Genomic DNA, 18,150 nt, shown 5'->3' with positions numbered 1-18,150 from the left:
ACCGAAAATTATTCTATCGGATGTACCAGTTCTGGAAATTTTTCCTGAATCTTGGCGTTCAATCTGTACATTGATGGTGGAAGAGGAGTTTCTATATTAAACATTGGATGATCGTATCTATTTAATTTTTGAAGATTCTTCACAAGAAAAATAGTTTCATAAAACATTTTACGATATTCATTTGAATCATAATTATAAAGCTGGTCTTCTAAAATACTCACTTTTTTTTGATATAATAAATTGTCATGGTTGTCAATAGGAATTTCCATCATAAGAATGCTTAACTTATAAAATTCCTCCAAAACAAGAATTAATTCTGTAGCCTGTGAGGACTGTGAATCTACTTTTCGCAATTGCTCGTATGCCTGAAATGGAAAAATGTATGCGTAAGAATCTCGCCAGCCTTTATAATATCCTTTAAAGTTATGGATTAGTATTTTCTCTAAAATAATTGTATCAAGTGATACTTTTTTATCGGTTGTAAAAGCTAATCTTACCTTTTCAAGTAGCTCAAATGACCTCTTTGAACGCAATTCTTTCAACGCACTCACAGTTTCTTCTGAAAATTGGAGGTTATACTTTTCTTTTGCTTTTTTCAATTCATGATCTAAATATTTCAATTCTTCAGCTTGCATGATTTTAAAAGCCTTCTCAGAAAATGTAGTTGGTTTGATATTTAGACTATTTAGAAAAAATATCGTAAGTAAACCAATTAAAAATGCACTTATAATCCACTTATTAGCAACAAAATAACGAGAGACTTCTGTCCAAGCAACAAAAAATAAATACAAAGGAATGATGAAAAGAAGGTTTGTGTAATCTACAGGCTGATACACTCCCGTAAAAGTTTTACCAAATACAAAAAAACGAATGTAAACTATAGCTACATACAATACTAAATAATAGATAAACAACGAATAATTTGATATTCGTAATGAGATTTTTTTGTGAGACCGTTGAAAACGAAATGTTGGTCGCATAAACCAATGACGAATCATCATGGTGATTCCCAAAGACAGTGAAGTTGCAGCTAAGAAAGAAGTTTCAAAAAATGATATGCTTTTTGTTTGAAGCGGTAAATCACCATCGATGGCAATCATAAATACCATCATGAAATCTATCAGATAAAAAACGAAAAGATAAAAAACAACAGCATTTAAAAGACCATAAAAAAGTCCCAACCAAAATTGAATTTTCCCAATTTTAGAAATCTGTAATCGTGGTTTTAGTTGGATTCTTTTTTCAATTTGCATATACTATCAGTATAAAACCAATAGCGAATGTTACAAACCTAATTTCGCACGCAATGCTTCTGGTAATGCATCTTTGTGAATCATTACTGAGATCGTTTTGAGTTTAAAAAATGCTTCACTCATGTGTACATGTCCGTCGTTAGGAACGCGAGAAGAGTTGCTTCCCCACGAATTTTTTACTCGAAAATATTCATTGCCATTTTGATCGGTAGCCAAACCTGTAATGTGCATTAAATGGTCGTCGGTAGTTGTGTAATTTTCAAATTCTTGCTGACGATACTTGGCCGTAATTGATTTTTCTTTGCGAATTTCTGCCGTAAAACTTTTTCGATCCTTCACAGCTTCCTCTGGAATAGTTGCTACAGCATATTTTGCCGAAAACGTAGCTTCAGAAACATCACAATCCAACTCAACAGTATAACCCGTTTTCAACGCATTTTTAGTCACATTGACCAATTCGTCCAACGTGACATTATAAAAACTTCCGTTCGAAAAATTATCGGGAATGTTCAAAATAAACGATTCATAATACGGTTGATGCGTAAATGAAGTCAACGTCACATAATCATCTGGATTGATCTTTGTCATCGCTAAAAAAGACGTTGGTGTATATTTTTTTCCATCATACAAAAATGATTCAGGACGTTTTCCTAAATATACATCTAACACATTTTCAATAGCAGGTTTCCAGTTTTTAGAAAGCTTTTTACCAGGATTTTTAATATATACCTTTAGCATTGCTTCTAAAACGCTGACCATTTCTGCGTGGTTGTGATTGCTTTGCAACGCTTGCAAACCAGAAAATGCACTATTTGGAACCAATCCGTGTGATTTCACGGCATTCATCACATCATGTGCCAATCCGCCTTCGCTAAATTGTGCTTTTCCTTGTCGCATCACATAATTCCAAGCTTTTTTAGGATAGGTATTTCGTACAGTAAACATTTCCGAAATATCAATCTGTTTTCCTGTCAAGCGTATAATTTCAGATTCTAAAAAAGAAGACGCCGAAAAACTCCAACAGGTTCCTGTTCGTCCTTGACTGATAACAGGAGTTGCTTCTAAATCTACCGTAGTTTTAAACTGATATTCTTGCGCAAATGTTGTAAGTGTGAAACAAACTAACAGTGCAGATAAAAGTATTTTTTTCATGAAATGTAATGTTGTTTAATTGCAAGAATTTGAACCGTGAAATCCTTGAAAACTGTGCAAAATGAATTATTTTTACGCAAAATACTAAAAATATGAGTAAACCAGACTGGAAAACGGTAAAAGAGTACGACGATATCACATATAAAAAAGCGGATGGCGTAGCGCGAATTGCATTTAACAGGCCAAATGTACGAAACGCTTTTAGACCACACACGACAAGCGAATTGTTAGATGCTTTTAAGGATGCGCATGAAGATGTCAATATTGGTGTAGTATTACTTTCTGCAGAAGGTCCATCAACGAAAGATGGCGTGTATTCTTTTTGCAGTGGCGGCGATCAAAAAGCGCGTGGACACCAAGGATATGTTGGACAAGATGGTTACCATAGATTGAATATTTTGGAAGTGCAACGTTTAATTCGTTTCATGCCAAAAGCCGTCATTTGTGTAGTGCCTGGTTGGGCAGTTGGTGGCGGACACAGTCTGCATGTAGTGTGCGATTTAACGTTGGCGAGTAAAGAACACGCTATTTTTAAGCAAACCGACGCAGATGTAACCAGTTTTGATGCAGGATACGGCTCTGCGTACTTGGCGAAAATGGTGGGACAGAAAAAAGCGCGTGAAATCTTTTTCTTGGGAAGAAACTACTCTGCACAAGAAGCGTATGAAATGGGAATGGTCAATGCTGTAATTCCGCATGACGAATTGGAAGATACTGCTTTTGAATGGGCGCAAGAAATCTTGGCAAAATCACCAATGTCTATCAAAATGTTGAAATTTGCGATGAATTTGACCGATGACGGATTGGTAGGACAGCAAGTATTTGCAGGAGAAGCAACGCGTTTGGCGTACATGACAGACGAAGCCAAAGAAGGACGTGATGCTTTCCTTGAAAAACGCAAGCCAAACTTTGACAAAAAGTGGATTCCGTGATAAATTGTATTTGGAATTGAGTATTGAGTATTGAGAATTGAGATGTCATTCTTGCCTTCGCAGGATTTTATATGTTATATGAATATGCTATAAATCTAAATATTCTCATTTACGTCTTGCTGAGCTTAATTTAGGATCTCATAAAGTTTAGAAAACTAAAAACTGCGACTCAAAACTGAAAACTGGAGACTTTCAAATAATTCTATAAGAATTCCGTTTGTAACCTATAAACCAATCACAAAAATGAAAAAACTTATCACGATTCTATTTTTACTATGTTTCTATGTGGGAATTGGACAAAATACAGATCGAAAATTTGAAATCGGATTGCATTATCCATTATCTACGGGAGACAACTTTATGGTGTTTGCCTATGACGGTTTGGTAGGATTGGATTTCAGATATCAATTTGCAGATACAGATTTGATTTCTCCGAAGTTGGCTTTTTCGGTAGATTATTTTAATTATAATTTTATTGATGATATTAATGGCGGTGCTTTTGTGTTGAAACCTGAAGTGATTGGGGAATTCAATTTAAATAGTCTGCCACAACTAAAACCGTATGTTTCCTTAGGGTATAGCATATTTACAACTTCTTTAAACGCAGGAAATACAGGTTTTGATTTTGGAAGTCCCGATCCTGTCATTCAACCGAACGGCGATCGTTTTACAGATACGCAAAGCGGCATCAGTTGGGGATTTGGCGCAGCATACGATCTTACCGATACATTTTTTGTAGAAGCTTCTGCCGATTTTATCAAGTTAGATTTGGATGGTGATACTTCTGGAAATCGTTACAACGAAAACATTCATACTGTGAGTATGGGCGTTGGGTTTCGATTTTGATAGAATAGTTTTGAGATTTTAGTATTGAGTATTGAGAAGTTTCAAAGTGAATTTTTATGAATTGTAAAAATAGCATTTCAAATTTTACGGGAGATTACAATCTTGCTAGAGTTATGCAGTAATTCTAACAGGCAAAGCTGAGTCTAAAAGCACTTGTGCTGAGCCTGTCGAAGCAAAGCGCGTTCTAATTCTCTTTCTTCTTCACCACAAACGTTTCCCAACCGTCGTAATTCCCATTAAATTCTTCAGCAAGTTTGATGAGTTCCGTAGTGAATTTCATGGTGTTTTCAAGGGTAACGGAATTGTCACGAGAAAACTTAATTTCATGCGAATACTTATCGTTTTTAACGGGTTTTTTATATGAGATTTTATAGGCTAGTTTTTTAATGGCTTCTTCAAACAGATTCATTTCATTTACAGACGTAAATCCTGCATAATGATCTATTTTTCGAACTGCCAACACATCGTCGCCTGCATTTTTGAGTTGAATCACTGTATCGCGATTTGACATGAAGTTTTTGATTTCATCATTCGGATACAAAAAGTTGAGGTACAAATCCCACGCAGGATCAGACTTTATAAACACTTCGTATTTTTCTCCACGAAATTTATTGCGAAAAAGCTTGTCAATATGGTTTTCAATATCAGCAGCATCTTTCACATAATAATACTCAAAACGACTGCCATCGTACATAAACGAACCAACATATTTACTATCATCTGCAACCGATTGCATTTTTGCATAAATTGCATCTTTAATGCGGTATAATTTCTTCAACTTGTTGCCAATAGGAAAGTCACTTTCTTCAGTGACTCTGTATTTAATTTTGATGTAAAAAAGAAAGTCAAATCCGTTGATGGGCGCACTATCTATCAAATCCATGCGTAAATTTGTAGAACTGACACCTTGTTCTTGTTTGGCCTGATACGTGTTCCAAACTTGTGTTTCTTGCGCATGCAAACATCCCACAGAAAAGAGAAATAAAAAAATGCGTAGTACTTGATTCATATTCAAACAATAAAACTTTTGCAATGTAAGTAAAACTCAGAATTGCGCATAAAAATTTAATACAATATTATGATTAAAACGGCAGTGTTGCTTTTTCAATGATCTTATAAAATTGTATCTTTACGGGATAATCGAGTTTTAAAAGCTTCAAGGCTTGTCTCGATACTGTAACAAACATTTTTTATGAATGCTTCTCGGATTTGCCAAGAAGTAGTTTAATTAAAATTAGATACATGATCAAACCTTGGCTTGCTGCTGCACGATTACGCACTTTACCCTTATCTATTTCTGGAATTATCGTGGGTTGTTCCTTAGCCAATTTTTCTACGGATTTTCTTAAAGATACTGCGCTTGTACAATTTCCTAAATTTGAAAAAAGCTATCTCATATTTATACTTTCCATTCTGACTACGGTTGGTTTTCAAGTCTTATCAAATTTTGCCAACGATTATGGCGATGGTATTCGCGGAACAGACGACGATAGAGAAGGCGAACAGCGAATGGTAGCTTCAGGAATCATTTCGCCGAAGCAAATGAAAAACGCCATGATTATCACGGCAATCATCACACTTTTATTGGCTTTATTGGTCATTTACGTGGCATTTGGAAGCGAAAATTTTAGGTATTCTGTATTATTTCTTTTTTTAGGAATTACGTCTATTATTGCTGCGGTAAAATACACTGTTGGAAAAAGTGCGTATGGATATTCAGGTTTGGGTGATGTATTTGTGTTTCTGTTTTTTGGCTGGTTGAGTGTCATAGGAAGTTACTTTTTGTATACCAAATCATTGAATTTTGACATTTTTTTACCAGCAACGGCAGTTGGGTTGCTCAGTACAGCAGTTTTAAACTTAAACAACATGCGCGATCGCATCAAAGACAAGTCGCATGGAAAAAACACGTTGGTTGTTAAAATTGGGAGTCAGACTGCAAAAATTTATCATTACATACTTATTATCGGAGCATTTGCAATGACACTTTGGTACACGTTAAGAAACTATCATTCGCCTACACAATTTATTGTATTCATTGCTTTTATTCCGTTGGTAATGAATATGATCGTAGTCGGAAAAAATATCATTCTCAAAGAACTTGATCCTGAATTGAAAAAAGTGGCATTGAGTACTTTTTTATATTCGATTTTGTTTGCAATATTTAACTAAAAAATAACCATATCATGAAAATAACATACTTAGGACATGCATCACTGCACATTGAATTTGATGAAATTAGCATCATCGTCGATCCTTTTATCTCTGGAAACCCATTAGCATCTATGATTGATGTAAACGATTTAGATGCAGATTACATATTTGTCACACATGCACATCAAGATCATATTTTAGATGTTGAAACCATTGCTAAAAATACAGGCGCAACCATTGTGTCAAACTACGAAATTGCCATGCATTACGGCGGAAAAGACTTTAACGTATTTGCGATGAATCACGGTGGAACCTATATTACACAAGCGTTTTCGGCAAAATACGTGAATGCAATTCATACATCATCATTCCCTGATGGTTCGTACGGTGGACAACCAGGCGGATTTGTATTAACAGTCAATGGGAAATCAATCTACATTGCGGGCGATACGGCATTGACGTATGATATGAAATTGATTCCACTACAAACTCAACTTGATTTGGCGATTCTTCCCATCGGAGATACCTTTACCATGGGCGTAGATGATGCCGTTATTGCGAGCGACTTTGTAGCGTGCAATAAAGTATTAGGCTATCACTACGATTCGTTTCCGCCGATAAAAATTGATCATGATGCAGCACAAAAAACGTTTGCGAATAATGATAAAGAATTGATTTTGTTGGGAATTGGAGAATCTATGGATATATAATGCACTTCGACTCCGCTCAGTGCGCGGACAACATAGAGATTGTACGCTGAGCAAAGTCGAAGTGTACCAAAATACCAAAATACAAGAATACCAAAATACCAATCTACTAGAAAATTGAAAGCAGCCTATCACAAACACATATTAGATTTTAAACGTCCTAGTGGAACATCGCGCGGAGTGTTGAAACAAAAGGAAACTTGGTTTATTCGGCTAAATGATGGAGAAAAACAGGGAATAGGTGAGTGCGGAATTTTACGAAGTCTCAGTATTGACGATGTACCCGAATATGAAGAAAAATTACGTTGGACTTGCCAAAATATTCACATAGGAGAAGAAGCATTGTTAAAAGAATTGATTGAATTTCCATCCATTCAATTTGGTGTGGAACAAGCGTTTCGATCACTGCATTCAATTTCACCCTATTTACTACATCCATCAACGTTTACAGAAGGAAAAGAAGCCATCAATATCAACGGTTTAATTTGGATGGGCGATGCGGATTTTATGAAATCGCAAATCAAAGACAAACTCGAAGCAGGTTTTTCATGTATTAAAATGAAGATTGGCGCGATTGACTTTGAAACCGAAATTGAACTCCTCAAAAGCATTCGCAACGAATATTCTGTAAACGATATCGAATTGCGCGTAGATGCAAATGGTGCGTTTTCACCCGAAAATGCATTGGAAAAACTAAAACGCTTATCAGCATTAGACTTGCATTCTATCGAACAACCGATCAAACAAGGACAATTCTCAGCAATGGCACAACTTTGTGAAGTCACGCCGTTACCAATTGCACTCGACGAAGAATTGATAGGAGTTTTTCATCACACTGAAAAGAAAAAAATACTAGAAACCATTCAGCCACAATTTATTATCTTGAAACCGAGTTTGGTAGGCGGTTATGCGGGAAGCAACGAATGGATTTCACTAGCCAACCAACAAAATATTGATTGGTGGATTACCAGTGCGTTGGAAAGTAATATTGGGCTGAACGCCATTGCACAATGGACGCATACGTTGCAAAGCAAACTTCCACAAGGATTGGGCACGGGAAGTTTGTACACCAATAACTTCGAGTCGCCACTCGTCATACAAAACGGCGCATTGCACTATAATTCGGAACTTCCATGGAACGTTCCATACCTAAAATAAAAAAGAAATTATATGTTTATACAACAAGCGTACAAAGGCGATAATACTTCTTGGAAAGTAGCCATTACAACTGTTTTGATGCTTTCAATATTTGTGGCAAATATCGTTGCTGTCTTATTTGGAGAGATAGATACACTGGCAGAAACTAATAAAATGTACGAGCAAATTGAAAGTAAAAACTTTTGGTTTGTCGCCAACTTGTCATTTTTTGTTTTTCTACTATTAATGTTGTTCGGATTGGTGTTTTACTTGCACCAACGCAGCATTATATCGCTCACAACAGCGCGAGAAAAGATAGATTTTAAGCGAATTGCCTTTTCGTTTGGATTGGTGTTTTTTATAGGAATAGCATCGTTTGCGGTTGAATATTACATGTATCCAGGAGTGGTTGTGTTGGATTTTCAACCGGTCAACTTTGTTATTTTAGTGTTCTTATGTTTGCTATTATTTCCTTTTCAGATTGGCTTTGAAGAATATCTTTTTAGAGGATATTTGATGCAGCAAATCGGAATTGTCGCCAGAAATAGGTGGTTTCCACTCATCATTACCTCAGTGATGTTTGGCTTATTGCACTTAGGAAATCCAGAAGTGGCAAAAATGGGCGGAATTACGATGATTTTCTACATAGGAACAGGTTTGTTTTTAGGAATCGTTACGCTCATGGATGAAGGTTTGGAATTGGCATTAGGATTTCACTTTGCAAATAATTTTTTGGCAGCAACTTTAGTTACGGCAGAATATTCTGCTTTGCGAACCGATTCTTTATTCAAATACGTTTCACAACAAAGTACGACTTCATTTTATCATATTCTCATTCCAATTTTGATTGCGTATCCCATCATTTTGATCATTTTGGCAAAAAAATACAAATGGAATAACTGGAAAGAAAAATTATTTGGGCGTGTACCAGATGCTTCTGAAAGTAATGTTGAGGTAAGTTTTCCGCATAAAATGTAACATTTTTTATACTTTAAGAGTCATATTGAAGCAAATCACTTTTTTTACTACTAAAATTAATTTCACTATGGATACTATGAATACTCAGTTTGATATGTTTTTTGTCATCATCATCATCACAGTAGTTGTGTTTATTGTGTATTCAATTTTTAATAAAGTCAATGAATCGGTGCTTACCAATCGTGCGCCGATATTGGAAATTCCTGTAAAAGTTGTTGAGAAACGCGCGCAAATTCACCAAAGAAATAAAAACCATGCTAGAAATGTTTTCAAAGCAACATTTGAAGATTTAGATACGACGGAGCGACATACATTTTCAATGTCTGAAGCTGAATTTGATCAAATTGTTGAAGAAGATATTGGCTACTTAAAATATCAGCGAAAGCGTTTCCATACTTTTCAACGTGATGCGCTTGCCGCAGAATTTGAAGAAGACACAGCTTCAAAAGAGCAATTTAAGATTGATGCGTAGTTTCAATTCACATCAAATTGAAAAGAAGTTCCGCCTAACAAGCCATTTCCATTGGTTCCTTCTATAGTTCCTAAAAATGTTGTTTGCATGTCAGAGGTAAAGAAGCTTACGGTGATAATTCCATTTTCGTCAGAAATCAAATTTGGCGCCCAAAATAAGGTTTTTCGGTTGTCAGGAAACAAAGCTTCATCAGGGTTTTTGTCGTATTGCGGACTGTAAAACTCTTTTTCAGGATAAAAACCTTTAATTTTTACAAAGAGTTTATCTTTTTCATCCTTTGGTTCCTCTTTCTTTCCAACATAAGTAACTATAGTTCCGTCGTTGTAACGATAGGTTTTACCATCAACAGGAGGCGTTCCGTTAGGATGATTTGTACAGTTTAAAATATTAAATCGACAAACATAATCTGGTATAATATCGTTATACATTACTACATTTCCTTCGTCTTTATTGCGATCTCTGAAAGAACCTAAATTTACTTCTTCCAAAAAGTTGGTCTCGGTAAAACTAAATTCGGGATTGTACGACGATTGTTTTTTAGTTTGCAAAGCCAAATCATATTTTGGAAATGCACACTCATAATTTCCCGTAATTTCTTCAATATTTTCAAAAGGATCAGTGAATCTAATTACGGCATTTTTATCTTCAAAAGGAATAAAAACTAAGTTAGAACCTTGTGCATTTTTATATGAAGAAATTGGCAGTGAAAATTCTGCTTGCATGTTGGTAGTAACATTTTCTGTATAGCTAGGATACGAAACATTTACAGTTGCTAATGGAATGTTTTGCAACGCGCCATTTTTAAGTTTTTTATATATTTTTCCCTTGATATTGGTCGTAAAATCCAAACTATTCTCTACATAATTTAATTGCTTACTATTCCACACGTAATTCCGCCAACCTTGCGTAAGCAGTAATACATCTAAATGCTCTTCACGATTGTTGTTTTTTGGATTAAAATAATACCCCGCATCGTACACATGACCTTTCAATTCTGAAAATAAATAATAATGAGGCAACATTGCGTAATCGTTGTTTTTATCGGCATACAAATGATCGTGTACGCTCAAGCTAAAATTAGCAATTGCAGGATTTTTATTTTGATCTTTTACTTCAAATTTCATGGTAACTTTATCTTTTTGTTGATAAAAGCTTTTAGAGATTTCTTTTAAAGTTACGTGTAATTTTTGATCCAAATTCGCATATACCAAACGCTCCGCAACAGGTTGAAACTGCTCGTTAAACAGTGTCACTTCAACAATACCTTGCGGAAATTTTTCCAACGGAAGTTTAAAGCGAACACGCTCTTTACTCAAAGAAGTTGTCGCCATCCAATATACCAATCCACGGTGTTGCGCTCGAATATATAACTGTTGATCAAGAATATTTTTTGTGCGAGTAATGCTAAAATGTACGTACTTTTTCGTGTGTCGATCTACTTGTAACTTGATTCCTTCAGGTAGTATTTTGGGCAATTCAAAAATACTGTCGAGTGTTGGTTGTGTAATTTTCACGGTGTAATTTTGATTATTTTTTGGAACAAAAGCAAACTTTCCCATTCCATTATGCGTTGCAGTAAATGGCTGTATTTTTTTCCCGTTTTCATACAAAATTCCCTTCACAGCTACAGGTCTTCCAGAAGGATCTAATGCTTTAAAAGCTACAGTATTTGGAAGATTCTCCACCAAACTTCCGCCTTCGGGATACAATCCAAACTGTAATTCGCTCATACTTGTAAACGGAATTTCAAACGTGTTAATGATGTCTTTTCTTTTGTCTTTTACAAGAAGTTTAATAGTTGTTGCTTTTTTACTTTTTTCAGCAGGAAGATTGACAATAACGACGCCTTCATCGTTCGTGCGCAGTCGATTGCGATAGATTCGTTTGGAGCCTGCAAACGCATACGCGATGACAACTGTATTTTTGTAAGGAACTCTACTTCTGGAAAAAACGGTTATTTCGGCAGAAATGGCTTCATTTCGGTTGTAATTTTTTTTGGAGAAGTCGACATCCATCAAAATGGTCGGAATCACGCTTTCTACCACTTTGAATTCTTTGACAGCAAGTAATTTTTCGGAAGTACTTTCCATTGTTTTTTTGGTGTGAATGCGTATTTGATACGCTCCAGTTTCAAAACCTCTTTCAAGAAATAAATGCCCGTTTGCAAAACCGTTGATCGCTTCGTATTTTTCAGTGGTAACGATGTTGGATCCATCTTCAGTAAGATGAATCAATTCAACAAAAATAAGCTGTGTTTCGGTCGATAACTTTAATGTATTTCCATTTAGTAAATAGGCTTTAAACCATAAATTTTCTCCAGGTTCATAAATATCTTTGTCAGTATGTATATAGATGTTTTCTTTGAGTTGTTGCGAAGCAAAATATTCGGGAATTTTTACGAGGGAATCGTTAGCAGCTTCACTTAATAATTGTGCATGGGAAAAAAAACAACTCCAGCTCAGCAAGAAGGTAAAAGCAATTTTTAAATTCATGTGTTTTGGTATTTAATCGGTCTCTGTAAAGATACGATTTTTTCAATTCCTGTTTTGTTAACAAAAATATAAGAGCACAAAAAAATCCGCCAATAGTGACGGATTTTTAACCTGTTTTTTACGATAGATTTTATCTACCACCACACCAATCTGCTTCTTGACTCAAACAGATAGAACCGTCATCGTGTCCAATTGTTGGTAGATCGCATCCTTCCCAGCGCGTACAAACTCTGAAAGATGCTGTGCAAATAATACCCAGTGTTGGAATACCTTTTCCATTGACATCTTTGGTAGCTAGGTTAGAAATTGATTTTTTGTTTAACTGTAAATTTTTAATCTGTCGTTTTTTCATGACTGTTAGATTTTAATTAATGAATGAAATAAAAGTACTACAGGAAAAAGTATTTTGAAAGAAAAGTCGTTTTCGATTTATAAAATACAACTACGTAATTTATAAAATAGAAAAATAAAAATTGACTTTATTTCCAGTCATGAATAAGCTTATTATTACGAAAAAGAGACTGCTTTTTTAGACAGTCTCTTTCTGTTTGTTTATATAATTGAATAACGAGGTAAGTGGTTGAAAAGTTACTCTTTCGGATTCATCAAAATCGCCGCTTTGTTAAAGTCAGAAGCTGCATTGATAACCTCGCGGAACCCTTCGTATTCAGCAATGTCATATTCATATTCTTTGTAGAATTCTTCAATTGTGATAATAATTTTGTTGCCTTTTAGTGTATAATTCGATTCAAATTTACACTTCTGACTGCCTTCTTCATCCAATAATTCTTTCATAATAATGAGCGATTCCAAACCTTCAACTTCATAATCAGTCGGAATGTTTACCACAATTTCATAATTGTAACGATTAGGATATTGCATCTGAATTGGATTCACACGCTCCGTTTCTTGATACAATTCGCTTTGCGTTCCAATCACTTTTCCCACTTGAAAAATATAACTATCGCCAGCTTCTTCCAAAATCGATTCCGAGGTAATCGTGCTATTCACCAAAAATGGTTTGTTGTATTCCAATTGTAGCATTTCCTTATCGGTGACTTCATATTTTTTCACCACTTTATCTTCAATTCCTGAACCTGTCAAATAATCTTCAAATTCTTTGATTGCTTGTTCAGGTGCCAAATTCAAATACGCGCGGTTGTTCATTGCCCAATGTCCGTAGTATTGTTGTTGTTGGTCAATTTTTACATATTCCAAATCCTCTTCAAAAGAAATATTTACATTGCGCACTACGCGACTGTAGTCTGGATCTTTCTGTTTAATTTTATAAAAACTAAATTGTTTTTTATCATTTACAAAGATGCCCGTATTTCCGAGAATATTTGGTGGAATTTCACTCAAGCGATAATCCACTCGATTTGGCGTAATGTAATTGTATGTTTTTGGAATGTAAATTAAAAATTCGCGCAAAGACGTCGGATTAAAAAATTCAGCATCAAACTTAAATTCATACACATCTGCTGTAATTACAGGCAAATACTCCACATTGGCAGCCTCCAATAAGTGCGAATACACTTTGATAATTCCCAAATCACTTGCCGATTTGTTTTTTACAATATAATCAATATCCGATAGTTGCGCGTTGTTGTTTTGCACAATTGTGTAATTCGTTTTTACATAATCGTCAATCAAAAATGCTTTCGTAAAATCGTCTGTTTTTTGGTCTTTTAAAATGGTTTTCGCAATTTTTGCTATTTCTGGATGTACTGTCGAAGGAAACATTCCTTCGGTAATATTTGTCACGACATTGCTCCACAACATATCATCCGTAACATTCGTACCAGGACCAAAACATTGATACGCGATGTAGGTTTTATTCGAATTTGGTGTGGCGTATTCTTCTTCGATCATCGGGACAATATTCTCCAATATCAATTCGCGGCCGATATTTCCTTGATAACTTTTTCGGGTAAAATCGCTTGAAGCATTATACGCTTTTACGCGTCCAGCCATTGTTCCGTAAATAAAATTATATTCCAAGCGTTTGATTGGATAGCTTTTTTGCAATGTTTCGCGCCCAAAGGCAGAATATTCTTTTTCGAGCGTATACAGTACTTCAATTTCCGAATCTTTTACCGCACCTTCAATGGCAAAAATCTTGAAATCGCCATATTCTTCTACATTTTTTACTTCTTTGATGTTGTCTTTATTCAACATCGTTACTTTTCCGTCAGGCGAAATTGTACGCGCTTTAATGTCTACAATATTCATAACATCGTACATAGAAATATACACGGTATTGTGCGTTTTCAACCCTTTTTCATCGTGTACACGCGCAATAGTATGTGTGGTTTCAAACTTTTTTATTTGGTCTCCAACCTTTGGAACGACAAATTCTACGACATATTTTTCTAAAATGGCAATCGAAGATTCGTTCGCTTCTTTTTCAGACAATTCGTGGAGTTTCGGTTTCTTTGCCCAATCGTATTTTTTATAATATTGAGAAAATGCTTGCGTAGTGCACAAACACAAAAGGATGACAATTACTGCTCTCATAGATGTTGATTTACTTTTCAATGATAATACTTTTTTTATAGGCTTTTATTAATTTCTTTACAAAACTATTCCACGCTTCAAAATCTTCTTTCTCCACGCGCAAGGTGTCAATATAGATTTTTTTATGTTGAATGATTTTGCCGTCTTTTTGTTCATAATGAATGTCAAAACCATACGCTTTTCCGTCATATTTGATCGGTTTTGGAACGGAAGTCACTTTATAACCTTCAGGAACCATAAACGTTGTGGTATATTCTTTTTGAAACTGATGATCGATCTTTTTTGCGTATTTACGTTGCTCAACATCAATTTTCTGCTTTGATAAAGCGCGGTCAATGTTGAGGTTGAGAATGCTCTTTGATCCAATGGTTTTGGCGTAACTTTCAATCTGTAAATCAAAAGCCAAGGTTAAGGTTTTATATTTTGATTCTAATGGCGAAACTTTAATATTTTGATACTTTGTTTTGTTATTTCCTAACGCCAACGTTGTATTTAAGAATTCTTCTTCGGTATTGTCTTTTTTCTTGTAGAGATAATCTGTGACGAAATCTACCTTTTCATAACCTGTCATCACGCGTTTTTCAGAAGCTTTGATGTTGCCATCTTCAAACGTAATTTGCGTATTGATGATCGTTTTACTTTTCTCAGAAGGTTGTACAGGTACTTTTTTCAGTACAAATTTTTCTGGAGAAATACCAATCAAGGCTTCTTTGGTTTGTGTAAAGGAACTCGGCATGCCAAAATTGACATAACTATCGGTTCCGTCGATAAAAATGGTATCGTTATCAATAATTGTTGCCGTAATCATGTGATTGTCTACCATGGGCGTTGGTACTTCGTCATACAAATACGGGCGATCGCGTGTACCAATCCACGTTCTGTACGACGGAATTCCCACGTGATTCAACATTACATACAGCAAATTTGCCATGTCTTTACAATCGCCATAACGGTTTTTACAAACGCTTGCTGCGCCTCGTGGAATAAATCCTCCCAAACCATCTTCAAAGGCAACATAGGTGATATTTTCTTGCACCCAATTGTAAATTGCTTCCGCTTTTTCACGGTCGGTTTTGTAGTTTTTGGCGATATCTTCTGCGATTTTATGCACCTTTTTCAAATCACTTTCATCCACTTGTTTTGCGAGTGAAGCGTACCAACTGTACAAATCGTCTACATTATTCAAAACAGGAATCGTTTTGTCGTTTTCGGTATAATTTTTTATGTGTAAAATAATATGTGGCAAGTGATACAAAGCGGCTTCTGCATCATCTTCGGAAGCAAACTTTGCTACGTTTTCTGTCGTCCACGTATACACATTATGATCTTTTGTTTCTTCTTTTTTGAAGTCAATTTGAATAGTTTCAGTGTGAAACTCTCTATAGCCAATTTCCACGTTCTTAGGAAATTCTATGCGTAACACGGCTTTTTGCGTTGGTGCGTAGGTTCCAAAACGGAACAAACCTAAAAAATGCGGTTCGGTAATAATTTCTTTATATTTTAAATCGGTAATCGCACCTTTGGTCACGCCAGGAAACGTAAAATTTTTCGTTTGTTGATCGCTGTAAAAAATACCATCATCAAATTCGTGTTTTGTTTCTATATAATCGACTTCTAATTTTTTTCCAGAATCGGGCAAATACGTTGTGGCTTCAATATCTTCAATTTGGGTAAAACTATCAAAGCGAAGCATTTCGTTGGCAAAATACAGTTTGTTAGCCGTTACATATTCTGCTTTTTCATGAACACTCTTTACAATTTTAAAATCGCCTTTATTGAGATTGATCTTAATATTTTCGGTGCGTTCTAGGAAACGGAAATCTTCAGAAGGATTTTTCTGCGCCAAGCAAAGATGCATTGCAAAAAAGAGCAGCAGTATAGGGAATTTCAAATAGGATGTTGTCATACATTACAATTTATAAATCGGTGTGGAAAACTTACTTTCTTAGGGACAAAAAATGTCTTAAAATAGTACCTGTAAGAAAAAAAAGCTTAAACCACTAAATTACTAAAAACTACGCAAGAAATTGTTGATTTCTCGCTGTGAATCTTTAATTTTATAGAACAATTAACAAAAATGATTCCAACCTTTAAAAATATTCATCTAAAGTTTGAATTAGATGGTCATTATTTCGATAGAGAAGCACTGAAAGAAGTCGCATACAGTTTTATAAAAGAAGGAGCATCCTATGAACAAATTATGGGTGATTTCCTAATGGATTGGCTTGATGATAAAACATACGTAGATGTTTTTACCTCAGGTTCTACAGGAACGCCTAAATCCATTCGTTTGGACAAGCAAGCCATGGTGCATTCGGCACTTGCCACTGGTGATTTTTTCGGAATAAAACCGGGCGATTCCGCATTGCAATGTTTGCCTTCAAACTTTATTGCTGGGAAAATGATGCTCGTTCGCGCCATGATTTTAGGATTGAAATTAGACTTGGTGGCGCCAACATCCAATCCTTTAGAGAAGCTTCAAAAAAACTACGATTTCTGTGCGATGGTACCATTACAAGTAGAACATTCATTAAAAGAATTACACAAAATAAAAACGTTGATTGTTGGTGGCGCACAAGCTTCTGCTGCTTTAATTGAGCGTTTGCAAAACGTTTCTACCAAGATATTTGCTACGTATGGAATGACGGAAACCATCACGCACATAGCGGTAAAACCGTTAAATCATCTTCCGAAAGGAAAAAGTGTATATTATCAAACCTTACCAAATATTCACATCAGCACAGACGACAGAAATTGTTTGATCATTGACGCGCCAAGAATTACACACAAAAAAATTGTTACCAATGATGTTGTAGACATCATTTCGGAAACAGAATTCAATTGGTTGGGCAGATTTGATACTATCATCAATAGCGGCGGAATTAAATTGCATCCCGAACAAATAGAGGAGAAGCTGAGTAACTTCATCAATACACGCTTTTTTGTCACTGCTGTAGAAGATACGCAGTTAGGTGAAAAACTCATTTTGATTATTGAAGATGAGTCGAAAAATATAAACATAGAAGCATTGCATAAAACGCTCAAAGACTCCAAAAAACTTTCCAAATTTGAAATTCCAAAGGAAATTCATACGCTAAAAAACTTTGTAGAAACGGATACGGGAAAAGTGCAGCGTGGGAAAACGGTGGCGTTGCTTGGTCTTTGATTTTGTTTTTTGTGGATTTGTTAATTCGTCTCTTCGTTTTATCCAAGTTCAAATCAAATACTAATCGTCAATTCGAGTGGTTTTTCGGAAAGAAATGGAGAAAAATTGTATCGAGAATAGCTTTGAAAATCTCAGCAGCTCTCGATACGAATTTGTTCCACAAATTCACTCGATCTGACGCTTGAAAATTAAACTTAATCAATTTAGAGTATTGAGAAGTTTTAAAACTAGTTACGAGTTAAGAGTGAAAAAATATTCGTGTATTCGTAACAAAATATAAAAAGTTGAAAAGTATATACTTGTAGAAGTTTGCACTTTAAAACACCAAACAACCTCAAATATAT

The 18,150-nt window shown here is 35.3% G+C and carries 15 protein-coding genes; 8 read left to right on the top strand and 7 right to left on the bottom strand.

Annotated features, from left to right (window positions below; translation table 11 throughout):
• Window positions 1–8: 8 nt before the first annotated feature.
• Both KORDIASMS9_RS20105 and KORDIASMS9_RS20100 read right to left on the bottom strand, forming a co-directional pair.
• Window positions 9–1,253: a hypothetical protein gene (locus KORDIASMS9_RS20105; protein ID WP_114904573.1), complete on the bottom strand. Its 1,245-nt coding sequence runs from the start codon at window positions 1,251–1,253 to the stop codon at window positions 9–11.
• A 30-nt stretch (window positions 1,254–1,283) separates the two neighbouring features.
• On the bottom strand, window positions 1,284–2,405 hold the full coding sequence (locus KORDIASMS9_RS20100; RefSeq protein WP_114904572.1) for a C1 family peptidase: 1,122 nt from the start codon (window positions 2,403–2,405) through the stop codon (window positions 1,284–1,286).
• A 92-nt stretch (window positions 2,406–2,497) separates the two neighbouring features.
• On the opposite strand from KORDIASMS9_RS20100, the gene KORDIASMS9_RS20095 reads away from it, so the two are divergent.
• Together KORDIASMS9_RS20095 and KORDIASMS9_RS20090 are read left to right on the top strand one after the other, a co-directional pair.
• Window positions 2,498–3,337: a 1,4-dihydroxy-2-naphthoyl-CoA synthase gene (locus KORDIASMS9_RS20095; protein ID WP_114904571.1), complete on the top strand. Its 840-nt coding sequence runs from the start codon at window positions 2,498–2,500 to the stop codon at window positions 3,335–3,337.
• Between the two features lie 243 nt (window positions 3,338–3,580).
• A complete protein-coding gene (locus KORDIASMS9_RS20090; RefSeq protein WP_114904570.1) occupies window positions 3,581–4,183 on the top strand; it encodes an outer membrane protein in 603 nt (200 codons plus the stop codon).
• A gap of 184 nt (window positions 4,184–4,367) precedes the next feature.
• On the opposite strand, the gene KORDIASMS9_RS20085 is transcribed toward KORDIASMS9_RS20090, so the two are convergent.
• Window positions 4,368–5,192, bottom strand: coding sequence for a DUF695 domain-containing protein (locus KORDIASMS9_RS20085; protein WP_114904569.1), 825 nt, complete (start codon window positions 5,190–5,192; stop codon window positions 4,368–4,370).
• Between the two features lie 233 nt (window positions 5,193–5,425).
• Between KORDIASMS9_RS20085 and menA the strand changes: the two genes are divergently transcribed.
• The 5 genes from menA to KORDIASMS9_RS20060 all read left to right on the top strand — a co-directional run bounded on the left by menA (window position 5,426) and on the right by KORDIASMS9_RS20060 (window position 9,631).
• Complete coding sequence (menA, locus tag KORDIASMS9_RS20080) at window positions 5,426–6,355, top strand: 1,4-dihydroxy-2-naphthoate octaprenyltransferase (RefSeq protein ID WP_114904568.1); 930 nt, start codon at window positions 5,426–5,428, stop codon at window positions 6,353–6,355.
• Between the two features lie 14 nt (window positions 6,356–6,369).
• Entirely contained in the window at window positions 6,370–7,047 is a 678-nt protein-coding gene (locus KORDIASMS9_RS20075; RefSeq protein WP_114904567.1) for a metal-dependent hydrolase, read from the top strand.
• Window positions 7,048–7,161: 114 nt separating this feature from the next.
• Complete coding sequence (locus KORDIASMS9_RS20070) at window positions 7,162–8,202, top strand: o-succinylbenzoate synthase (RefSeq protein WP_114905307.1); 1,041 nt, start codon at window positions 7,162–7,164, stop codon at window positions 8,200–8,202.
• A 12-nt stretch (window positions 8,203–8,214) separates the two neighbouring features.
• On the top strand, window positions 8,215–9,159 hold the full coding sequence (locus KORDIASMS9_RS20065) for a CPBP family intramembrane glutamic endopeptidase (protein WP_114904566.1): 945 nt from the start codon (window positions 8,215–8,217) through the stop codon (window positions 9,157–9,159).
• Window positions 9,160–9,226: 67 nt separating this feature from the next.
• Window positions 9,227–9,631 carry a DUF2500 family protein gene (locus tag KORDIASMS9_RS20060; protein WP_114904565.1) on the top strand — a complete coding sequence of 135 codons (405 nt, stop codon included), beginning with the start codon at window positions 9,227–9,229 and terminating at the stop codon, window positions 9,629–9,631.
• Between the two features lie 2 nt (window positions 9,632–9,633).
• Here KORDIASMS9_RS20060 and KORDIASMS9_RS20055 read toward each other — a convergent pair whose 3' ends face one another.
• The 4 genes from KORDIASMS9_RS20055 to KORDIASMS9_RS20040 all read right to left on the bottom strand — a co-directional run bounded on the left by KORDIASMS9_RS20055 (window position 9,634) and on the right by KORDIASMS9_RS20040 (window position 16,546).
• Window positions 9,634–12,123, bottom strand: coding sequence for an MG2 domain-containing protein (locus KORDIASMS9_RS20055; protein WP_114904564.1), 2,490 nt, complete (start codon window positions 12,121–12,123; stop codon window positions 9,634–9,636).
• Window positions 12,124–12,253: 130 nt separating this feature from the next.
• Window positions 12,254–12,475, bottom strand: coding sequence for a hypothetical protein (locus KORDIASMS9_RS20050; protein ID WP_114904563.1), 222 nt, complete (start codon window positions 12,473–12,475; stop codon window positions 12,254–12,256).
• A gap of 236 nt (window positions 12,476–12,711) precedes the next feature.
• Complete coding sequence (locus KORDIASMS9_RS20045) at window positions 12,712–14,640, bottom strand: DUF3857 domain-containing protein (protein WP_114904562.1); 1,929 nt, start codon at window positions 14,638–14,640, stop codon at window positions 12,712–12,714.
• Between the two features lie 10 nt (window positions 14,641–14,650).
• Entirely contained in the window at window positions 14,651–16,546 is a 1,896-nt protein-coding gene (locus KORDIASMS9_RS20040; protein ID WP_114904561.1) for a DUF3857 and transglutaminase domain-containing protein, read from the bottom strand.
• A gap of 171 nt (window positions 16,547–16,717) precedes the next feature.
• Here KORDIASMS9_RS20040 and KORDIASMS9_RS20035 point away from each other — a divergent pair, with 171 nt between their 5' ends.
• On the top strand, window positions 16,718–17,806 hold the full coding sequence (locus tag KORDIASMS9_RS20035) for an AMP-binding protein (protein WP_114904560.1): 1,089 nt from the start codon (window positions 16,718–16,720) through the stop codon (window positions 17,804–17,806).
• Window positions 17,807–18,150: the final 344 nt, after the last annotated feature.

Origin of the sequence: Kordia sp. SMS9 (assembly GCF_003352465.1) — a bacterium.
Taxonomy (GTDB): Bacteria; Bacteroidota; Bacteroidia; order Flavobacteriales; family Flavobacteriaceae; genus Kordia.
The sequence above is the reverse complement of the archived record's forward strand: the minus strand, read 5'-3'. Positions and strand labels throughout refer to the sequence as shown.